At 53.5% G+C, this 21,731-nt stretch carries 19 protein-coding genes; 9 read left to right on the forward strand and 10 right to left on the reverse strand.

Annotated features, from left to right (window positions below):
* The first annotated feature begins 27 nt into the window (after positions 1–27).
* Positions 28–450, forward strand: coding sequence for a hypothetical protein (locus HOL66_07000; GenBank protein MBT5243974.1), 423 nt, complete (start codon positions 28–30; stop codon positions 448–450).
* Positions 451–580: 130 nt separating this feature from the next.
* Here the strand turns inward: HOL66_07000 and HOL66_07005 are convergent, their stop codons facing one another.
* The 7 genes from HOL66_07005 to phaC all read right to left on the reverse strand — a co-directional run bounded on the left by HOL66_07005 (position 581) and on the right by phaC (position 7,742).
* Complete coding sequence (locus HOL66_07005; protein ID MBT5243975.1) at positions 581–1,177, reverse strand: hypothetical protein; 597 nt, start codon at positions 1,175–1,177, stop codon at positions 581–583.
* A gap of 14 nt (positions 1,178–1,191) precedes the next feature.
* Positions 1,192–2,190 carry an MCE family protein gene (locus HOL66_07010; GenBank protein ID MBT5243976.1) on the reverse strand — a complete coding sequence of 333 codons (999 nt, stop codon included), beginning with the start codon at positions 2,188–2,190 and terminating at the stop codon, positions 1,192–1,194.
* A complete protein-coding gene (locus HOL66_07015; GenBank protein MBT5243977.1) occupies positions 2,187–3,011 on the reverse strand; it encodes an ATP-binding cassette domain-containing protein in 825 nt (274 codons plus the stop codon). The genes HOL66_07010 and HOL66_07015 overlap by 4 nt, the downstream gene beginning before the upstream one ends.
* Before the next feature lie 3 nt (positions 3,012–3,014).
* Complete coding sequence (locus HOL66_07020) at positions 3,015–3,830, reverse strand: ABC transporter permease (protein MBT5243978.1); 816 nt, start codon at positions 3,828–3,830, stop codon at positions 3,015–3,017.
* A 3-nt stretch (positions 3,831–3,833) separates the two neighbouring features.
* Positions 3,834–4,163, reverse strand: coding sequence for an STAS domain-containing protein (locus tag HOL66_07025; protein ID MBT5243979.1), 330 nt, complete (start codon positions 4,161–4,163; stop codon positions 3,834–3,836).
* A 17-nt stretch (positions 4,164–4,180) separates the two neighbouring features.
* Positions 4,181–5,926, reverse strand: a complete 1,746-nt coding sequence (locus tag HOL66_07030) for a SpoIIE family protein phosphatase (protein MBT5243980.1) — start codon at positions 5,924–5,926, stop codon at positions 4,181–4,183.
* A gap of 73 nt (positions 5,927–5,999) precedes the next feature.
* Positions 6,000–7,742, reverse strand: a complete 1,743-nt coding sequence (gene phaC, locus HOL66_07035) for a class I poly(R)-hydroxyalkanoic acid synthase (GenBank protein ID MBT5243981.1) — start codon at positions 7,740–7,742, stop codon at positions 6,000–6,002.
* 613 nt (positions 7,743–8,355) lie between these two features.
* On the opposite strand from phaC, the gene HOL66_07040 reads away from it, so the two are divergent.
* From HOL66_07040 to HOL66_07075, 8 genes are all read left to right on the forward strand, one after another.
* The gene (locus HOL66_07040; GenBank protein MBT5243982.1) at positions 8,356–9,150 is read left to right on the forward strand and encodes a heme-copper oxidase subunit III; all 795 of its coding nucleotides are present in this window, start codon (positions 8,356–8,358) and stop codon (positions 9,148–9,150) included.
* Between the two features lie 26 nt (positions 9,151–9,176).
* Entirely contained in the window at positions 9,177–10,016 is an 840-nt protein-coding gene (locus tag HOL66_07045; protein MBT5243983.1) for an SCO family protein, read from the forward strand.
* Positions 10,006–10,701, forward strand: coding sequence for a cytochrome c oxidase subunit II (gene coxB / locus HOL66_07050; protein MBT5243984.1), 696 nt, complete (start codon positions 10,006–10,008; stop codon positions 10,699–10,701). The genes HOL66_07045 and coxB overlap by 11 nt, the downstream gene beginning before the upstream one ends.
* 28 nt (positions 10,702–10,729) lie before the next feature.
* A complete protein-coding gene (locus tag HOL66_07055; GenBank protein MBT5243985.1) occupies positions 10,730–12,337 on the forward strand; it encodes a cytochrome C oxidase subunit I in 1,608 nt (535 codons plus the stop codon).
* A 244-nt stretch (positions 12,338–12,581) separates the two neighbouring features.
* On the forward strand, positions 12,582–13,013 hold the full coding sequence (locus HOL66_07060; protein MBT5243986.1) for a DUF420 domain-containing protein: 432 nt from the start codon (positions 12,582–12,584) through the stop codon (positions 13,011–13,013).
* A 5-nt stretch (positions 13,014–13,018) separates the two neighbouring features.
* Complete coding sequence (locus HOL66_07065) at positions 13,019–14,443, forward strand: hypothetical protein (GenBank protein ID MBT5243987.1); 1,425 nt, start codon at positions 13,019–13,021, stop codon at positions 14,441–14,443.
* An 88-nt stretch (positions 14,444–14,531) separates the two neighbouring features.
* Complete coding sequence (locus tag HOL66_07070) at positions 14,532–16,310, forward strand: SLC13 family permease (protein ID MBT5243988.1); 1,779 nt, start codon at positions 14,532–14,534, stop codon at positions 16,308–16,310.
* A 73-nt stretch (positions 16,311–16,383) separates the two neighbouring features.
* Positions 16,384–17,859, forward strand: coding sequence for a peptidoglycan DD-metalloendopeptidase family protein (locus HOL66_07075; protein ID MBT5243989.1), 1,476 nt, complete (start codon positions 16,384–16,386; stop codon positions 17,857–17,859).
* On the opposite strand, the gene flaF is transcribed toward HOL66_07075, so the two are convergent.
* The 3 genes from flaF to clpB form a co-directional block, all read right to left on the reverse strand.
* Complete coding sequence (flaF, locus tag HOL66_07080) at positions 17,860–18,231, reverse strand: flagellar biosynthesis regulator FlaF (protein MBT5243990.1); 372 nt, start codon at positions 18,229–18,231, stop codon at positions 17,860–17,862.
* Positions 18,232–19,053 carry a hypothetical protein gene (locus HOL66_07085; GenBank protein ID MBT5243991.1) on the reverse strand — a complete coding sequence of 274 codons (822 nt, stop codon included), beginning with the start codon at positions 19,051–19,053 and terminating at the stop codon, positions 18,232–18,234.
* Positions 19,054–19,131: 78 nt separating this feature from the next.
* Positions 19,132–21,723, reverse strand: a complete 2,592-nt coding sequence (gene clpB / locus HOL66_07090; GenBank protein ID MBT5243992.1) for an ATP-dependent chaperone ClpB — start codon at positions 21,721–21,723, stop codon at positions 19,132–19,134.
* Positions 21,724–21,731 lie beyond the last annotated feature (8 nt).

Raw genomic sequence — 21,731 nt, forward strand, 5'->3', positions numbered from 1 at the left:
CGGCCAGTAAGGTTCGTGATTTTTGGAATGATAACAGATGAAGCGGGGCCTGCCTGCAGGCGTAAACCTCTCATATACAGCGCGATTTCTTTTCTGGTCATGCTCAGCGCATCCGCCAATCTAGAAGCCCACCTGTATCTTCCTAACATTGTCTGGATCGGTAGCGGCGTGCTTATCGCCGGTGGTTGGGCTTACGAAAAATTCTGTCGGTTCGAGGAAATAGACAGTGATCTCAACGACTCCGAAGAGTGCAGCGCCTGCGGCCTATTTGGACACAAGATTCCTTGGATATTGCTGGTCAGTTGCGGCTTGATTAATTTTATCGATTTGTCGGAGGAGTGGAGTGCTTATACGAGTTATGCCATCGTCCTGGCGCTGTTTTCTCTGGCAGGATCGTTTTTCATGATGCGGTTCAGTGGAGACCATCCTGCTGGGAACCACACGCCATAAACAATTCTTTTTGATACTCGATAAAATGTCGGCTATGGGTCAAAATCGGACTGAACCTCTTTCAATTAAAAAGGTCCTTTAATCGCCTAAAAGCAGACGTTTGCCCTGCCTTGTGAAGTGAGCTCGCGCCCTACAGCTTACCCAGACTGGCGACAAACCGCGAGTAGATTTCAGTTAACGCCTTGTTCATGGCGATGACGGCGTCGCCGACACTTGCCGACTGGGCGCCGACTTCGACCCGGTAGTTGGCAAGGTGGATAATTTCACCGTTCTGCTCGTCCTGAAGCCCCAGTTGCAGTTCGGCAATGGCGCTGGGTTTGGGGCCGACGATTTTTTCCAGACGTTTAATTTTAGCAGTCAGGCGGTAGTCAGGGCGGGAGCGCATTTCAGGCGAGACAATCATATCGGAAACCTTGGCGGCGCGCAGAAAATCAATCAACTGATCACGCAGCATGACCACCGGCGGCTCGGTCCAGAAATGATAGTGGTATTCCAGTAATTGATGTTCGCTGCCGGCCTCGGAATAAACGATGGGCCGACCGGCGGTCAGGCCATCGGCAAGGAAACGCTCAACCTCGATGGTGCCTTTGAAAAGGGGTTCATTCATGGCTTTATCCGGCCCCTGGACCTGCAGGCGGTAATAGTGGTCCTTGGGCAGTTCAGGTTGTGCGCAAGCGGCCAGTGAGACAACCGAAACCAGGGCCAGACTCCTAAAGATTTTTTTCATCCCTCATCGCCTTTTTATTTGGGTTTCGCTTCATCACGCGGCGGTGTGCCACCAAGCAGCAATCCCGGATTAAGCCTAATCTGCCGACTGAATTCGTACATGTTGCGCGACGTCGCTTCCATATTCTGATTGAGCGCATCGATATGGCGGGCCAATGCGCCGGTAACGTAACGGACATCAACGACAGACGCGTCGATATTGGACTTGTTGTCAGTAACGACGCTGTTGAGATCCTTGATCAGGCCGTCAAGATTGCCTGACAAATCGGTGAAGTTAGCGGCCGCCGTATCCATATTTTCGATCAGACTTTCGATCTGCTTGCGATTTTTCTCGGTTAGCAGGGTGCTCAACTCCTTGGTGCTGTCATTAATACGGGTGGTAATCTGTTCAATGTCGCCAGCAATTCTGGGGATGCGATCACCCAACTCGCCGGTCAAATCAACCAGGTCCGATACGAGAATGCTGCCATCGCCAGCCAGAATTTCACCGAAACTATCTGAGGTTTTGGTAATCGATTCAAGCAGCGGGCTGATGTTGTTAAGCAACGGCCGAATATCTTTTTCAGCCAACATACTTATTTGGTCGGCGACGGATGAAACCACGGCGAAAACATTGGCCGCTTCCAGACCGCTTACCTGTGAGGACGGCTCCAGCATCTTCTCGCTTTTGCCGGCGTTCAGGCTCAAAGTGATCGCCGAAAGCAATCCGGGGGCAGCGATTTTGGCGACGCTGTCTTCGGGAATGCGCCAGCCTTCAACGACTGTAAAGTCGACGCGGAAGCTCATTTTCGAGCCTTCGGCGACCGGGGTTACTTCCTCGACCTGGCCAATGGGAAAACCTTCATACAATACCTGGGTGCCGAACTTGACGCCGGTGACGTTTCGGTAGACGGCAAAATATTTATCGGTCGCCCCGGTTCGCCCGGTCAACATGGCGATCGAAAAAATCAGGCCGAAAATCATCGCCAATACGAAGCTGCCGACGATCACATAGTTCAGTTTGTTATTTCTCATAAGGTCGCGTCTCCCCCTTTTTCTTCTTCACCGGTGAGACGACGCAGATATTCGTCCGGATCAATGTTATCGTCTTCGGGACGGCGGTTGAGAAGGTTTTGAATGCGCTCGCTCTTATTGTTGCGCAGTTCGTCGACCGTACCAATAAAAAGAATGTGACCGCGATCAAGCACCGTCACCCTGTCGGCGATTTTAAAAACGCTTTCCAGTTCATGGGTGACGACGACGACGGTCATTTGCAAAGCGTCGCGGAGCTTCAGGATCAAATCATCCAGGGCAGACGCAACAACCGGGTCCAGCCCTGCCGAAGGCTCGTCACAGAACAACAGCTTAGGATCCATGATGACGGCCCTGGCAAAGGCGGCCCGTTTGATCATGCCGCCAGACAGTTCGGCCGGCATGAGGTCTTCAAAACCCGCCAGGTCAACGACTTCCAGTTTCATACGGGCCATAATTTCCATGGTTAGCATGTCAAGATTGGCGTGCTCGTAAAGCGGCAGCATGATGTTCTCGCCAACCGTCATCGAACTGAACAATGCGCCGCCCTGAAAGGCGACGCCGATTTTCTTGCGCAGATCAAACATTTCCTGCTGGTTGGCCGAACCGATATCCTGACCGAGCAAGCTGATCGTGCCAGAGGTTTGCTTTTCAAGGGCCATCATGAACCTGAGCAAGGTGCTCTTTCCCGAACCACTGCCGCCCATGATGACCATAATCTCGCCTTCGGCGACGTTCATGGAGACACCGTCAAGAATTTTGCGGGTTCCGTAATGGGTGACCAGGTCTTCAACTTCGATAACGGTGTTGGGTTCAGTGCTCATCCTTTACCTCGTCGCCATGAATGCAAACAGCATATCGGTAATGATGATTGCCGATATAGCCTGAACAACGGCCCGTGTCGTTACCTTGCCGACACCTTCCGCACCACCGGTTACCGATGCGCCGTTAATGACCCCGATAAGCGCTATCAGAATGGCGAACAGGACGCTTTTGCCAACCCCGTGCAGGACATCACCCACAGCAAGGATATTGATCACCTGGTCAAAATAGGCGGCAAGTGAAATGCCTAAGTCGGCATTGATGTAAAGCCCGGCGCACAACATACCGACGATCATATTCAGAATGGTCAAGGCAGGCACCATAACGATCATGCCAAGAAGCGCCGGCACCACCAGGAAGCGTACCGGATTGATCCCCATCACCTTCAGGGCATCTATTTCCTGGGATATTTTCATCGTCCCCAGCCTGGCGGCAAGGGCTGAACCGGACCGGCCAGCAACCAGAATGCCGGTGATCAGCGGCGCGAATTCACGGACAACTGAAAAGGCGACACCGTACGTCACCTGTGATTCAGCCCCGAAGATGCGCAACATGTAAATGCTCTGCATGGCCATCATGGCACCGATGGTTCCGGCCATCATGGCGATCAGGGGGATTGCCTTGATGCCGATTTCCATCATTTGCATTACGACCGCGCCGAAACGCACCGGTTGTTTAAGGCGCGGACCGACGAACAGCCAGTAGATGCTTTCAAGCAACAAAAATCCGCCGTTACCGATTTCCTCGACGCCGACGACTGTCTGGCGACCGATACTCTCGGTATACCCAAGTGCTCCTTCTTTGGCGTTCTTCAAGCTCATAATTTAAAGACTGGCCAGCCCTTCATCGATGGTGCCGCAGATTGTAAAGACCTTGTCCAGTCGGGCCAGTTCCAGCACCCTGAGCGCCGCTTCGCTGACCGACACCAGCAACAAATTTCCACCGCCCTTGCGTGCCGTTTGCAGGGATTCAACCAACGAAGCAATACCCGAACTGTCGATGTAGTTGACCTTTGACAAATCAACCAGAACCGGCATATTTCGGGCCACGCATTCAAGAAGGATTTTTCGGGCATCAGGGGAGGATTGCAAATCCACATCGCCTGAAAAACCGACAATAAGGGCGCCATCTTGTTCGGTTACTTCATGTTCCATTTTGGTTTCTCAATTCGTTACTCAATTCGTTTCACCATTCTCAGTATATTTCCATCGCCTTCCGGAGGGGGTAAAAAATCAACCTCATCCATGATTTCACGAATGAAATGGGTGCCCAGGCCGCCGGGCTTTATATCATCGAGCGCACGGGGCTTGATCTTGTCAACGTCCACAGGGTCTGCAAAATCCCTGAGAGACAGGACAATGCTATCGCCATCACGGCTGATATCAAGAACGATTTTGCCATCGGGCGAGCCCTTATAGGCATGACGGATAACATTCTGACACGCCTCATCAACAGCAATGACGATATCGCGGGCGACAGTTTCAGAACATCCGCACATCTTCGCCGTATCGAAGACGGCGCTGCGCACCAGTTTCAGACGGTCGGGTTGGGAGGGAAAATTGACATGGAATATATTTTCCGGCGCCGCCTCGTCCTGATCGTTCTCCTGTTCAGGGCGTTCGGCTTTGTTCAGGCCATCATCAATGGCCAGCAATGTCAGATCATCACGCAAGGCAACATTTTCCCGGTATATGCAGTCGATCACCGTCTGCAACCGCGCCATTACAGGGTCGGCTGCCTTATCAACGAGAATTTTCATCAAGCCTTCGGACTCAAGTTCGCTGCCATCTTCCAGATAACCTTCGGTGACGCCATCAGTAAATATGTAAAGAGTTCCGCCATTCAGATTGAATTCAATCTCCGGAATGCCATCATCGCCTGACAACAACGGTGAAATTCCCAGCGGCGGGGCTTCCGCCTGAATGGCTTCAAAAGAGCCATCACCTGAATAAAACAGTGGCGGTTCATGCCCGGCATTGGCCAGTTTGACGATACCGGTTTTTGGATCATAAATACCACCGGCCATCGTGACAAACATGCCGCGGGTTACGGTCTCGCAGATTTCATCATTGATCATCGACAACAAACGCCCAGGCTGATGAATGGTTTTACCAAGGCACCGAAACAGGCTGGCTGTCTTGGCCATCAGCAAAGCGGCGTTCATACCCTTGCCCGAAACATCGCCCAGATTGAAGCAGATACGCCCGTCATCAAGCGGGAAGAAATCATAGAAATCACCTGAGACTGTCCGCGCCGGGCAATTGACGCCGTGGATCGGTGAACTTTCATCACCGGCATCGGGCAGGAGACCACGCTGAATTTCCGCCGCCAGTTCAAGTTCCCGGCGCACCCTTTCCTGCTCGACCAGGGCTTCGGCCATGCGAGCATTCTTTGTCGCCAGTGCCGCCGACGAAGACAGCGAACGCAGCAGATGTAAGTCATGTTCATCAAACAGGCCGTCACCGGAGCGTTTGTTGACCAGTTCAATGGCGCCGATGCGCTCTTCCTTGACGCTCATTGGGGCGCACATAATGGATCGGGTGGTAAAGCCGGTTTGGGCGTCTACAGAATTTTGAAAGTTGGGATCAGTGGATACATCGCGGACGATTTCCCCGACATCAAGCTGAACACAACGCCCGACGATGCCTTCATCACTGTTCAGGGTCAGGCCGGTGATTTCGGTTTCCCCGACACACGCCGTACAGGTCAGTTTTTCACCTTTTTCATCAAGCAGGAAAAGAGCGCCACCTTCGGCGCCGACATAATCGGTGATCCGCTCCAGTCCATGGCGCAGGGTTTCATCAATATCAAGCGAGGTGGCAAAATCCTGCCCCATGGTGGAGAGCAATTCCAGATGGCCGGAAATCCTCTCTTCATAGATGCTGATGGTGCTCGACGGGGCTGTCGCTTTTTCCATGGCGATACTATGCATTTATTTATCTTGCCGGGCAAACGATTGAAAGAAGGGGCTTATTTAAATCCGGGGCGGGTTATTCCTTCAACCGCACCTTGACGTATGACCCCGGCGCATCTTCCAGTGGCTTCAATTTTCCGGCACCCGGTTTTCTCGCAGTAACATCCTTGGCCCCGGCATGTTTTTTCAGCCACTTATCCCAATCCGGCCACCAGGAGCCTTCCTGCCGCTTTGCCCCCTCAAACCAGGCATCGGCGGCTTTTGGCATTTTGCTATTGGTCCAGTAACAATATTTTTCCTTAACCGGCGGATTGACGACGCCGGCGATATGGCCAGAGGCCGACAGGACAAAGCGTTTGGACCCACTATATAAATCTGTAGCGCTGTATGTGGATTGCCACGGTGCGATATGATCGTCGCGGGTCGACAGGATATATGTCGGGATTTTTATTTTACCGAGATCAATTGGCACCCCTGCCAATGATATGGCCCCGGGTTCAACCAGTTTGTTTTCCAGATACATGTTGCGTAGGTAAAAGCTGTGCATCATCACCGGCATTCGGGTTGAATCCGAATTCCAGTAAAGCAAATCAAACGGCAAGGGCCTGCGGCCCATCAGGTAATTGTTGACGATGAACGACCAGATCAGGTCGTTATCGCGCATCATATTGAACACCGTCGACATGTGAGAGCCTTCGAGATAGCCCTTTTTATTCATGTGCTCTTCCATCAGGTTGATTTGCTCATCATCAATGAACACACCCAATTCACCGGGATCGGCGAAATCAACCATGGTGGTTAGGAACGTCGCCGATTTGATCCGGTTATCTTTTTTGGCGGCCATATAGGCAAGCGTGCAGGCCGTTAATGTACCGCCGATGCAGTAACCGACAATATTGGCCTTTTTCTCGCCCGTCGCCTTTTGCATGGCGTCAAGGGCAGCAAGCGGGCCTTCGAGCATGTAATCGTCAAAGGATTTGCCAGCCAGCTTGCCATCGGGGTTTACCCAGGAAATAACAAACACGGTATTGCCCTGATCAACCGCCCATTTGATAAACGAATTCTTCGGCTGTAAATCGAGGACATAAAACTTGTTAATCCAGGGTGGCACCACCAGCAACGGCGTCGCGCGAACCTTCTTCGTCGTCGGCGCGTATTGAATGAGTTGCATCAGTTCATTTTCAAAAACCACCTTGCCCGGTGAGGTCGCGACGTTTTCTCCCAGGGTAAAGGCGTCTTCGTCGGTCATGGAAATACGCAAGCGCCCTTTGCCTTTTTCCAGGTCACCGAGCAGGTTTTCCATGCCATCAAGCAAATTTTCACCACCACTTTCCGCCGTCTTGCGAAGCACCACCGGGTTGGTGGCGACAAAGTTACTGGGCGACAAGGCATCGACCCACTGGCGGGTGTAGAAGCGAACCTTTTCAGCGGTTTTCGGATCAAGACCCTCGACGTCGCCAACCGTTTGCTGCATCCAATCGGACGTCAACAGATAGGATTGCTTGATAAAATCGAAAACCACTTGATCGTTCCAGGCCCCATCCTTAAAGCGCCGGTCGCCACTTTCGGGTTCGACGACAGCCTCTGCCTCTTCCCCGCTCATGCGCTTGGCCGTGGTCTGCCATAATTCAGCGTAGTTGTTCCACAATTTGGCCTGGGTCTCAGCCAGCTTCTGCGGATCGGCCATTAACTGCTGGGCAAGCTCCATGAAAGCCTTGGAGACAACGACCGGATCAGGGACCTGATAGCCATCACCTGATTCTTGCTGTTTGATGAAAGACTCGGCGATGCGCTGTCCGCGTTCGGCAAAATCCTGCATGGCCCGGGACAATTTCTCAGGGTCTATGGAGGGTTGTTCTTTTTCGACTTTTGTATCCATGATTTTCCGTCTACTTCAGCACGTTAGAGCACGGGATCATATCGCGCCTTTGCCCTAATACCAAACACCAACATGGGCCAACAAAAAGGCCGACCCGCCCTTCGGATTCTCTATATTTTGCACGCCCTCGCGATCAACATCATTTATTTAATGAAAAAAATAAATATTTTTTGGATAAACAATAGAAGTAATTCAATAAACTATAGAAATAAGAGAGCAACCCCGGCCACGGGAAGAGAATACCCCGTGACTGCAAACCATTGTTTACTAATATCAGTTTAATCGTTGCTGTTCAGTTAAGTAGCCTGATTATTAGAATAACTAACCTCTTAATATTAAACTTTGCTTATATATAGAGAGATTTTTTACTGTGACGAATGACTGCCTCCCACCCAATCGGGTGAATTCATAGAACGTTTGACGATATTACAATGAGTCATTACAAACGGGTGTATCGTAACTTAGAAACCTTTGCTGAGCGGTTTTTTGTTGCTCACTTATTGTACTTGTCGTTTCAGGTAAGTGTTTTCGATTAAAGGGGAAGACTAAAACCATGTCCACCGAAGCAACCCATCAAATTCATGACATAACGCACGACCATCACGAACACGAACATCACTGGGAAACCAGTTGGGCACCGCTGGTGCTGGTGGCGGGTATATTCTTTTTGGTTCCGATCGCCTTTTCCGGACATTTTGTATACGAAAACCAACTGATGACCATCATCGGTGCTGGTCTTGGTGTTCCAATGATCCTGGCCGGTGTCGCCAAATGGGTCCAGGAAGGCATGAGCCACAAGAACCTCGTTGAAGGGGTTTCCATTGTCGGCCTTCCCATTTTCATCGTTTCTGAAATTTTCATCTTCCTTGGGCTGTTCGCCAGTTACTGGACGATGCGTTTGTCGGCAGGCATCAACTGGCCGCCGGAAGGAACGCCTGAAATCAGCACCACGATCCCGCTGATCATGACCGTCATCCTGGTTTCATCCAGTTTCACCATGCACAATGCGGAAATCAAACTTGATGATGGCGATAACAGCGGTTTCAACAAGTGGCTGATTATCACCATTGTGCTTGGCACCGTTTTCCTGGGCTTCACCGTTTTTGAATACAACCATCTGATCCATGCAGGCTTTGTGCCCGGCACCAACTCGTACAGTTCGGCGTTCTTCTCGATCACCGGCTTCCACGCGTCACATGTGTTTATTGGCCTGGCGTTGTTTGTCGCGGTCCTGATCCCGGCGCTAAAAGGTAAAACCAACGATTCCTTCGTCGCCTGTGCCTCGGTTTACTGGCACTTTGTTGACGTTGTCTGGTTCTTTGTCGTTTCCCAGATTTACTTCTGGTAAGACGGAAAACCGGTAGGATTGGGACCATGCTGAGGGTTCGTAACTTAATAACGGGTATTGTCTTGTGTTCCGCCTTTGCCATTTCTACGGCAAAGGCGCAGTACAACCGCGTGCCGGAATCCTACATTGACCCAAGCACCTTCCAGATCGACGAACAAAAAGTTCTCGGCGTTAAGGTCGACAAAAATCTTGCTCTGATCGATGAAAGCGGCCAACCGTTCACGTTAGGCGATAAACTGGGCAAGCCCCTGATTTTGGTGCTTTCGTATTATACCTGCGATGGCAGCTGTTCGATTATCAACGCCGATCTTCGCGACCGGCTTGAAGGCGTCACCGACATTAAGATGGGCGAGGACTTCGAGGTTCTGACCATTTCTTTCGACAAGCAGGACAATTTGGAAAAACTGGGCGTCTTCAAACAGCATCTGGAAGAAACAAAGAAGCTTGGAAAAGGATGGTCTTTTGCGACCCTGAAGGATCCTGAACAAATCAAGCCCTTTACCGACAGGCTGGGCTTTAATTACTTCTGGTCACCCACTGATCGGACGTTCTTCCATCCCGGAGCATTCCTGTTCCTGTCGGCAGAAGGAAGGCTCATTCGCGTTTTGTATTCCCAAACTGTGGAGTCCAAAGACGTTGAACTGGCTGTGTTCGATGCCAAGCAGGGCAAGTTCAGGCCGAACGAAATCATCAATTTTGCAACCAGCCTTTGCTATAGCTACAACTATAAAGAAGGTCGTTACACATACAACATTCCATTATTTGTCGCCGTGGGCTCATTAACTTTTGGGGTTACGGCGTTTTCCGGTTCGGTTTTCGTTTTCCGACGCCGGCGGAAAGAGAGGGAGAAGAAACTTGAAACTTAAGCGATTTTTATCAGTGCTTAACGGTGCGGCTGTGGCCTTGCTGTTTGCAACACCGGCATTTGCCGCAGCCGGGGACACCCCTGACACGCGGGCCGATTGGGACGCACTTTGGCATGAGGTCCTGGTAGATATTACCGTGATTGGCGTCATTTTCATTGTCGCCGCTATCTACATGCTGATTCGCTTCAAGGCGACCAGCCCCGAACAGGTCGGTACCGCGACGAAATTATCAAGGGCCAATGCTATCGGTTGGGCCTTGATCCCGGCAGCCATCTTCATGGCTGATGACTTCTACCTTGCTGCTAAAGGCTGGACAGTCTGGGATCATCAACGCACCGTTCCCGAGAACGCCATGGAAGTCAAAGTCACCGGCTATCAGTGGTACTGGGAGTTTGAGTATGAAGACGGCACAACCACCGACGAGCTGAAAGTTCCCGTCGGCACCCCGGTTGTCCTGCGGATGACTTCGGACGACGTCATTCATTCCTTCGGTGTCCCATACTATCGCCTGACCGAAGATGTCATGCCGGGGCGGATTACCTACATCTGGTTTAATCCCATCGAAGAAGTTAAATCCCTCGTCACGTGCCGTGAATTCTGCGGTAATTCGCACTCGGAAATGTTTACCGACGTCGAAGCAATTGCCCCCGCTGAATTTGAAAAATGGTTAGCCGAACAAGGCTGAGGCCCAGGCGCCAAGGAGTAAATTTGATATGAGTACTGCAACAACAACCCACGATCAGGAAGCTTTTAGCCTGAAAGAGTGGATTTTCACCACTGATCACAAGCGTATCGGTGTCATGTATCTGATCGGTTCAATGGCGGCCTTCGCGGTTGCCGGCATGATGGCCATGATGATGCGTTTGGAACAATCCCAGCTCGGCGCCCAGTTCATTGAAACAGGAACCGATTACAACGAATGGCTCTACTTCCACGGGGCAGCAATGATCCTGGCTTTCCTGATCCCGGGCTTGACCGGTTTCGCGGCCAACTATTTCCTGCCTTTGATGATTGGCGCCGCCGATGTGGCGTTCCCGCGGATCAATGCTTTCAGCATCTGGCTGTTCTACTTCGCCATTGTCCTGGCATTGCTCAGCGTCGTCGTACCCGACACGCCGGACATCATGTGGACGGGCTATCCGCCTTATTCGATAACCACGGAGGGGAACACATCATTCTATGTGTTTACGGTTCACTTGCTCGGCTTCTCGTCGATCCTGGGCGCCGTCAACTTCCTGGTCACGGTGATTTACATGCGTGCCCCGGGCATGGGCTGGAACCAGCTAAACATCTTCGTCTGGACCACCCTGGCCGCATTTGTCCTGCAGTTGGTGTTCATTCCGGTGCTTGCCGCCGCTGTGACCTTGCTTCTGTTTGATAAATATCTTGGCACCCACTTCTTCGACCCGGCTGCGGGCGGTGATGTGCTTTTGTATCAGAACCTGTTCTGGTTCTACTCACACCCGGCGGTTTACGTTATCTTCCTGCCAGCGGTGGGCATCCTGTTTGAAATCATCGCCACCATGGCCAAAAACCAGATCTTTAATTACAAGGTCTGCGTCTATGGTGGTATTGGCGGTGTTGTCGCCATCGGCGGTGAAGTGTGGATCCATCACCTGTATGTCACCGGCATGCCCGACTGGATTCGCATCGGCATGATGATTTCAACCCTGCTGATCTCGGTTCCGGTTGGTCTGATCGTGATGTCACTTTGGGGAACGCTGTGGAGAGCCGCTATCTCCTACAACGTCGCCATGATGTATGCCGTCGCCATGTTGTACCTGATTATGGTTGGCGGCTTGACCGGCATTCCGCTGGCCATGACATCCCTGACGGTCCACCTGTCGGAAACCTCGTTCATTCATGCCCACTTCCACTTCATCATGGGCCTGTTCTCGACGTACGCAGTGTTCGCCGCCGTCTATTACTGGTTCCCGAAGATGACCGGACGCATGGCCGACACCGGCATGGCGAAGATCGGCTTCTGGCTCAACTTCATCGGCATCAACGTCACCTTCTGGCCCCTGTTTATCATCGGCCCACAAGGGATGCCCCGTCGCTACTGGAACTACGAAATGTTCCCGCAGTTCGAGGGTTATCACGAAGTCGCCACGGTTGGCGCTTTCCTGACGGCCGCCGGCGTTGCCATCATGGTTATCGGCTGGATCAAGTGCGCGATCTCAGGCGAGAAAGCACCGGCAAATCCGTGGAACTCCAAGTCTTTGGAATGGACCCACGCGCCGAACCCTCCGGGACCGGGTAACTTCCCCGAACCGGTAACTGTTGCCGATGACTGGACCCCTTACGACTACAACAAATAGGGTTCCTTTTAGAAAATGTGAAGGCGGGGATCGTAAATCGATTCCCGCCTTTTCTTTTGCCTGGACCCCACCTATATTCCCCTCACGTCTATCCTGATTGACGAAACGCCGGAACCCCATCCATGACCGACACTCAAAAACCTAAATCGAAAAAATGGCTCGTCTTCGCAATCCTGCTGGCCACTGCCGTTCTTATGTATGTCTCTATCATGTACAAGATCATTAATTACGGTCCCTGAGCATCATGATCGCGATCACCACTTTCCCCCATATCCTGGCCGGGTTGAATTCGGCGACCGTCGCCTTGTTGCTTGCGGGATTTTATTTTATTCGTACCGGCCAGCAAGGCCGACACATGGCGATGATGAAATCCGCCCTGTGCGCCGCCGTCATTTTCCTTATTGTTTATGTCTACTACCACGCCAATTCCGGGCTGGCTAAATTCGGTGGCGAGGGGATTATTCGGCCGGTTTATTTCAGCATTCTGGTCGCCCATGTGTTGGGTGCCATTACGCTGACCCCAATGGTGCCCTTGCTGGCCTTCCGCGCCTTTAAGGGACGATTTGACGCCCACAAGCGCCTTGCCCGGTGGATCTTGCCCTTGTGGCTTTATGTATCGATATCAGGCGTTGTTATCTATGTTATGGCCATTCACCTTTATCCCTTTAACGGTTAGCAATAATGACATCTGACAAGCCCACAGAAGAAGCCGGTTTCCTGGACACGATAAGGGTCAATCGCAGCCCCGCCCTGAACGCCGAATTACGCGGCTGGGCCGGGTTGGCGATGCTGTCACTTGCCATGGCCGGGATATTTGCCCTTCTGCTCGCCGTTTCGCGTATTCCCGGCATTCAGGACATCTTGCCCCTGCCACTGGATTTCTTTGACCGGGGTCTGGTCATCCATGTGGTGTTTTCCTTTGTGGTTTGGTTTCAGGCCGTCTTTGGCTGTCTGTTGAACGTTTCAACATCCAGACTGGCTGATGGCGCGCCGCGCCTGCAGGGGCTCGGCAAACTGGCCCTACTTGGCGCTTACGCCAGTTGCGTGCTGTTGTTCGTACCGGCTTTCATGGAGAACGGCGAGGCAACCCTGAACAATTATATTCCCGCCATCACCGACCCGGTGTATTACGCTGGCCTCGCGTTGCTGGGGGCAGCCCTCGGCCTGATGGTGCTCAGGCTTTTGATCAATGTTTCAGGCAGCCAGGGCCGCTGGAAAGAACCCCTGCCCTTTGGTACCTTAAGCACAGCCTTGATTTTCGGCGTCGCCCTGTTGTGTTTCGCCATAGCCTGGGCCGTGCTGGCCGAAGAATTGCTCTCCTATGAATTCAACGAGAGTCTGTTCTGGGGTGGCGGTCATATCCTGCAATTCGCCAATACCGCCATGCTGATTACGGCGCTTTTCGTTCTCGCCCGCCTGACCCTTAAGGACATTGTCCTGAAAGACAATCAACTGACGCTAACGGCAATGGCAACGCTCGTGCTTTATAGTGGTATGGGCATTTCAATCACCCTGAAATATGCCCCGGTCCATGAAAAATACTGGACCATGTTTACCAAGTTCCAGTACGGCCTGGTCCTGCCCGCCATGCTGGTTGGCATCCCCATGCTGGTCGACATTTTACAACAACGTAAAATCGGCAAGGGCCTGCAAATGCGTGACCCGGTCTTGCTGTGCCTGCTGCTGTCACCGGTTGTCTTCGCCGTTGGCGGCATTCTTGGTTTGTTCGTTGATGGTGGCGACACACGCACCCCGGCCCATTATCACGGCATTATCGCCGGTATCAATTTGAGCTTCATGGGCCTGTTCTACGGCTTTTTCCTGCCCCTGCTGGACCGCGATCTAAAGCCCGGCAAAGCGCTTTACGCGCAAATCTACATGTTTGGCGGCGGCCAGCTTGTGGCCAGTGTCGGGTTGTTCCTGGCCGGTGGCTACGGCACCCCGCGCAAGACCGCCGGCGGGGCCCAGGGTCTGGAAGCCATTGGCGCCAAAATCGGCATGTATATGAACGGGATAGGCGCCCTGATCGCCGTTATCGGTGGCGTCATGTTCATCTGGATGGTCTCAAAATCGTTGCTGGGGGCGCCACGAACAAGCACTGAGTAAGTTCAGAGTTTCCTTGTTCCATCCACTTTGTACGTTCACTATAACGTCTGCGAAGGCCCTATTTGATAACACTCAAAGGTGTCCGTAGATGGATTACCAGCAACTTTTTCTGCTTGTTCTACTGGGCTGCGTGCTCGTCCTCTTTATCTGGGGGCGCTGGCGTTACGATGTCGTCGCCTTTGGCGCGTTATTGGCGGTGACGCTTGCCGGAATTATTGAACCGGGAAAGGCGTTTTCGGGTTTTGGACATCCGGCAACAGTAACGGTGGCCATGGTTTTTATCGTTGGCCGAGGTTTGCAAAATTCCGGCGCTGTCGACCTGATCGCCCGCCATCTATTGCCGCCCCTGCAATCACCGGTCCATCACATCGGCCTGCTATCAACGGTGGCCGGGGCGCTATCGGCCATCATGAATAATGTCGGCGCCTTGGCGCTGCTGATGCCGGCAGCCCTGCAATCGGCTGAAAAAGCAAAAAGAACGGCTTCCCATATCCTGATGCCGCTTTCCTTTGGTTCTATCCTGGGCGGGCTTGTGACCCTAATCGGGACACCGCCAAACATCATTATCGCCGCGTTTCGCGAAGAATTAACCGGCACGCCCTTCACCATGTTCGATTTTTCACCGGTTGGCGGCGTCGTCGCCCTAAGTGGTATCCTTTTCATCGCAATTGTCGGATGGCGACTGATCCCGGTCGGCAAAAAGGCCAGACTGTCACCGATGGAGCTTTTCGATATCGAAACCTATGTCACTGAAACCAAGGTCGACAAGGAGAGCCAAACAGTCGGCAAGACACTTGCTGAACTGGACGACGCAGCCCAAGAGCACGACGCTGAAATTCTTGCCGTTATTCGCCGAGGTCAGCGACTGGGCGGTCGCCGTACCGTCGTCAAAACGGGTGATTTTCTTGTTATTGAGATCGGCCCGGAAAAGCTTGGTGGGCTTCTGGCAACCTTGCAACTGTCCCCCGCCGGTTCACGAAAAAGCAAGAAATCCCGCTTTTTCGAAACCGGGGACACGGCCTTGAACGAAGCGCTGGTGGCCCCTGGGTCCCGAATCATCGGGCTAACCGGGGAAGCATTGCGCTTACCCCGCCGCTTTGCCGTTAATCTTCTTGGCGTGGCCAGACAGGGGCGCCCCTTCCGGGGGCGATTGCGCTCCTTCAGGTTCAAGGTCGGTGACGTACTGCTGCTCGAAGGTGATCCAGATCGCCTTGCTGAAGTTGTCGTCTCGCTGGGATGCATGCCCCTGGCCGGTCGTGGCTTGCAGCCGCCACGCCACCATCTGGCGTGGCTGTCGATCAGCCTGTTCGCAACGGCCATAGCGCTTGCGACCTTTGGGCTGGTCGCGTTGCCTATGGCCCTGGCACTGGCGGCGGGGCTGATGGTGGTGCTCAATATCGTCCCGCCACGCGATATCTATGACAGTGTCGACTGGCCGGTGATCGTGCTTCTGGGGGCTATGATTCCCATCGGTCAGGCTATGGAGACAACCGGCGTCACCCACTTGATCGCCGCAACCATACTGGATTTATCGACAGGTTTTCCGCCAATTTTTGCCCTTACCATCGTACTGGTGCTGACAATGACCCTGTCGGACATCATGAATAACGCCGCCACCGCCGTCGTCATGGCCCCGGTAGCGGCCAACATGGCCCAGCAACTTGGGGTCAACACCGACCCTTTCATTATGGCTGTCGCCATTGGCGCGTCCTGTGCTTTCCTGACCCCGATAGGACACCAGAACAATACCCTGATCATGGGTCCGGGTGGCTATTCCTTCGGTGATTACTGGCGGCTTGGCCTGCCCCTTGAAATCCTGATCGTTGCCGTCAGCCTGCCGATGCTGATATGGATTTGGCCGCTCTAGGCCAAATACCAACACATTCTTAACAGTTTACCCAATAGTCTTGATTCTGTTGATGGATTCGGTACGTAGAAACTTGACAGAGACCCTGGGAATTGACATCTTCCGAACCAATTCCACCAACAAAAGCGAACACGAAAGACAATTCCCCTTGGGTACGGAAAGAAGAAAAGCAGGAACCATGTTCCTAAGAGGCCTCCTTGCTGTCGTGGTTCTAACCACGGGTGTTCTGGCGTCGGCTCATTTCGTTCTTGAGCAGACAGATGCCGGTGCGCCCGGTGATACCGGTAATGAAGCAACATTGGCGCTGGCCCCGATCTCGTTGGGCAACCCGGCCGCCGCTGCTGCCCTGTCAACCCGTGCGCCCGTTCAACAGCACGAAGATTCATCCGAACAGGCGACCCCGTCTAAGGCGCCGGCCTATCAGGTTCGTGTCCGTGTCGGTCGCGGTGACACCATGAGCGCCATTCTGGATCGGGCCGGGGTTGTCCGTCAGGATGCCAATCGGGCCATCCAGGCGCTGAAAAAAGTCTTTAACCCGACCCGTATTCGTCAGGGCCAGGAAATCAATATTTCCTTTCAGGCCGATGCCGAGGCCCTGAGTGACACCAGCACCGCTAAGGCGGGAGAATTCCTTGGTCTTTCCCTGCTTCCGGATTTCCGGCACAGGGCCGTTGTGACCAGAGATGGCGCAGGTTCTTTTAGCGCCAGTCGCGAAAAGCGCGTCCTGATGTCCGAACCTATTCGCGCCACCAACACCATTTCCCATAGTCTGTACATGGCCGGAAGCAAGGTGCAAGTCCCCAATTCTGTATTGGCTGAACTGATCCGCCTGTATTCCTGGGATGTTGATTTTCAACGCGATATTCGTTCCGGCGACGGCTTCGAGCTGATGTATGAGCGCTTTAGCGACGCTAACGGTAAACCCGTTCACAATGGTGACGTTATTTTTGCCACCTTGGAGCTAAGCGGCAAGCGCCACGTCATCTACCGCCATACCCTTGCCGACGGAAGCGTCGATTACTTTGACGAAAAAGGCCAAAGCGCCAGGAAAGCACTGATGCGCACCCCCATCGACGGGGCACGCCTGTCATCGGGTTTCGGTAAACGCAAGCATCCGGTTCTCGGTTACACTAAAATGCACAAGGGCCTTGATTTCGCCGCCCCGCGCGGCACCCCGATTTATGCAGCCGGCAGTGGCACCGTCAAGTACGCCGGTCGCAAAGGCGCTTACGGTAAATTCGTCCTGATCCGCCACAATGCGGATTACTCCACCGCCTACGCCCATATGAAGCGGATCAACACGGCCAGGGGTCGCCGCGTCAAGCAGGGCCAGATTATTGGCTATGTAGGCACCACTGGGCGTTCAACAGGGCCGCACCTGCATTATGAAATCCGCCGTTCAGGCCGTCAGGTCAATCCTTTCCGCGTCAAAATGCCTTCCGGTCGCAAACTTAAGGGTAAGGAACTGGAAGAATTTCAGGCGGTTCGCGCAACCATTGACCGCCAGTACGCCGAACAAGCGCAACCGGTCAACGTGGCATCCCGGTAATTAATGTTCCGGTTTCTGAAATAACCCGGCAGCTATATTGCGATTGATATCAACAAGCGGCACGACGTTTTCCAATGACGGGGCGGCCCGCGCCTTCAGGGTCTGCTTATCAACAAAAATACTGAGTTTTAGAATATCCTCGCGCAGATCATCGGGAAGATGATCTTCATCCTTGCGCAAACTGACCTGAAGAACTGTCCATAATTTCAGGTTGCTTTGCAGGGCTTCTTCGAGTGCGGCGGCGTCAAAGGGGGCAGAGGCGGCCTGATGTAGGTTTCTTGCCGATTTGGCAAAGGCTTCTGCCTCTGCAGCGCGGCCATGGGTGGCGGACTTCTGAACCTTCCCATAAGCCTTGCTGATGTCCGTCGTCATCTAGAAAAGATCGGCGATGGCGTTATTCTTTTCGGCAATAAGATTGAGCGAGACGTTACCCAACTTCTGACGAACCTGAAGGGCAAGAAGATTGGCCGCTTGTTCGTCCAGGTCCGCAGCAGTCAGTTCATCAGAACCCACTTGCAAGGTATTGCCAAGATCTTCATTAAATTGCTCACGGATACTGATGACCGAAACATCGGTTGCAAAGGATTGCTCACGGGCACGGATAGAATTTATCGCCGCGTCTAGCTTAGCCAGGGCTGCATCAATATCAGCGTCCGTTGCAAGATTTCCATAATCGCTAACAGCGGAACCGATGCCCAGCCCGGCCCTATCCGCGGCGGCACCAGAAATCGTCAGGGTTTCGCCCTTTTCGTTGACTGCAACATCAAGATTCTGCGGTGAACCGCTGATCAGGCCAACACCGGAATAGCTTGCGTCAGAGGCAATGGAATCCAGTTGCGCCGCAACCCGGTCAAAGAGTTGTGCCGCTGCCTGACGTTCGGCGACGCTGCCGCCTTTGGCGTTTGATGCAATGGCGCGGATTTGCGCGACGGTGTCGCCCTGGGCGTGAAGGCCGACTGACGCCGTCTCGACGGTATGCAGGCTCTGACCGATACTGTCCTTTACGGCCAACAGGTCGCCGGCACGGTTGCTTAAGCTGCGGGCCTGAAAATAGGCTGCCGGGTTGTCGTTGATGGAATTGACCTTGCGACCGGTGGAAATATTACGGCTCGTCTGCTCGGTCAGGGTCGCTGTCTGCTGCTGGCTAAGCAACACCTGGCGGGTTCCGGCGGTCAGGTTTACGCTATTAATCATCCGACCATTATGACAGCTCGCCAAAGCGATGCCAGTGACGGGCATCACAGAGGCCATAAAGACCTATTTTCAGTGATTTTAAGCGGCTACGGCCTTGTTGCCGTTGATGGTCAGGGCCTCTTCACCGGCTGATACCGCGACCCGCTCACCATCCTTGATACTGCCGTCCAGTATCAATCCTGCCAGAGAATTCTGCAGACTGCGCTGGATGACCCGTTTCAACGGCCTGGCCCCGTAAACAGCATCGTATCCGGTGTCTGCCAACCAGGCACGTGCCGCACTGTCCAGTTCAAGGATGATGCCCCTGTCTTCAAGCAGCTTTTCCAAACCGGCAAGCTGAATATCGACAATTGCGTCCATGTGGCTGCGGAACAGGCGGTGGAAGAGGATGACCTCGTCCAGACGGTTCAGGAATTCCGGCCGGAATGCGGCGCGGACTACCTCCATCACCTGAGTGCGAACTTCTTCACTGTCATGGCCTTCGTCCTGGGCCGCCAGAATGTCACCGCCCAGATTACTGGTCAGCACGATCATGGTGTTGGTGAAATCGACGGTGCGGCCCTGGCCATCGGTGAGCCGACCATCGTCAAGGACTTGCAATAGAACATTGAAAACATCGGGATGGGCCTTTTCGACCTCATCAAACAGAATAACCTGGAAAGGTCTGCGCCTGACAGCCTCGGTAAGGGCACCGCCTTCGTCATAGCCAACATAGCCCGGCGGGGCGCCGATCAGGCGCGCAACGGCGTGTTTTTCCATGTATTCGGACATATCGATACGCAGTAAGGCTTGTTCGTCATCAAACAAGAATTCCGCCAATGCCTTGGTCAACTCCGTTTTACCAACACCGGTTGGTCCCAAAAACAGGAAAGAACCGATGGGTCGGCTGGCATCCTGCAATCCGGCGCGGGCCCGCCTGACAGCGTTGGAGACAGCACCAAGGGCTTCCTCCTGACCGATAACCCGCAGGCGGAGGTTATCTTCCATGCCCAACAATTTGTCACGTTCACCCTGCAACATTTTATCGACAGGGATGCCGGTCCAGCGCGAGACGATGGCGGCGATATGTTCCGGGGTTACGGATTCTTCAAGCATGGAATTATCTTCAGCCGCCTCGGCTTCACGTAACTGGCTTTCCAGGCGCGGAATAAGATCGTACTGAAGCTCACCCGCCTTCTCGTGCTCCCCTTCACGCAAGGTCCTATCATAGGCAATACGGGCCTGTTCGAGCTTTTCTTTCAATTTGGTTGCATCGGCAAGCGCCGTTTTTTCCGACATCCAGCTTTGCGTCAGCACTGCCGAGCGGGCTTCAAGCTCAAGCAGTTCATCCTCCAACTTGATCAGGCGATCCTTTGAAGCATCGTCGTTTTCTTTTTTCAGGGCCTCGCGTTCAATTTTCAACTGAATGATGCGGCGATCCAGCTCGTCGATTTCTTCGGGCTTGCTGTCAACCTCCATGCGTAATCGCGAGGCTGCCTCGTCAACCAGGTCAATCGCCTTATCGGGCAGAAACCGGTCTGAAATATAACGATTGGAAAGGGTTGCCGCCGAAACCAGGGCCCCGTCGGCAATGCGCACACCGTGGTGTAATTCATACTTTTCCTTAATGCCGCGCAAGATCGATACTGTATCCTCGACCGTTGGCTCGGAAACGAAAACCGGCTGGAAGCGCCGCGCCAGGGCGGCGTCCTTTTCCACATACTTACGATACTCGTTCAGTGTCGTCGCCCCGACACAGTGCAGTTCACCGCGCGCCAAGGCCGGTTTAATCAGGTTCGATGCATCCATGGAGCCTTCTGATGCACCGGCACCGACAAGAGTATGCATTTCATCAATAAACAGGACGATCTCGCCGGCCGCCTGGGTGACTTCATTGAGCACTGCTTTCAGGCGTTCCTCGAACTCGCCGCGGAACTTGGCCCCGGCGACCAACGCCCCCAGGTCAAGCACCATCAGTTTTTTATCTTTCAGGGTTTCAGGGACATCACCATTGACAATGCGCTGGGCCAATCCCTCAATAATCGCCGTCTTGCCAACCCCGGGCTCACCGATCAAGACCGGGTTGTTCTTGGTTCGCCTAGACAAGACCTGGATTGTGCGACGAATTTCCTCGTCGCGGCCAATAACCGGATCGATCTTTCCTTCTGCGGCGGCGGCGGTTAAATCGCGCGCGTATTTGTTTAAGGCGTCGTAGGTGTCTTCAGCGTTGGCGCTGTCGGCAGTGCGGCCCTTGCGCACGTCTTCAATAGCCTTGTTAAGATTCTGGGGGGTAAGACCTGCATCGCCCAGCGCCTTGGCCGCAGCCGTCCCGGTCGCCAGGACAAGGGCCAGCAGCAAGCGTTCGGCGGTAACGTAACTGTCACCGGCTTTTTCAGCAATTTGCTCGGCCTGCTCAAGAAGTTTGCCGGTTTCCTGGGACAGGTAAACCTGTCCGGCGCCACTGCCTTCGACCTTGGGCAATTTTGCCAGCTCCGCTTCAACAGCGCTGAACGCCTTTACCGGGTCCGCTCCTGCGGCGCCAATCAGGTTGCTGGCCAGGCCTTCTTTATCATCAAGAAGAACCTTTAAAATATGCAACGGCGTCAGTTGCTGATGACCCGTGCGTGCGGCCAAAGTCTGCGCCGACTGGATAAACCCACGCGAGCGTTCCGTATATTTTTCGAAATCCATTCGATCCG

Source organism: Rhodospirillaceae bacterium (assembly GCA_018662005.1).
In the GTDB taxonomy this organism is placed as follows: domain Bacteria; phylum Pseudomonadota; class Alphaproteobacteria; order Rhodospirillales; family JABHCV01; genus JACNJU01.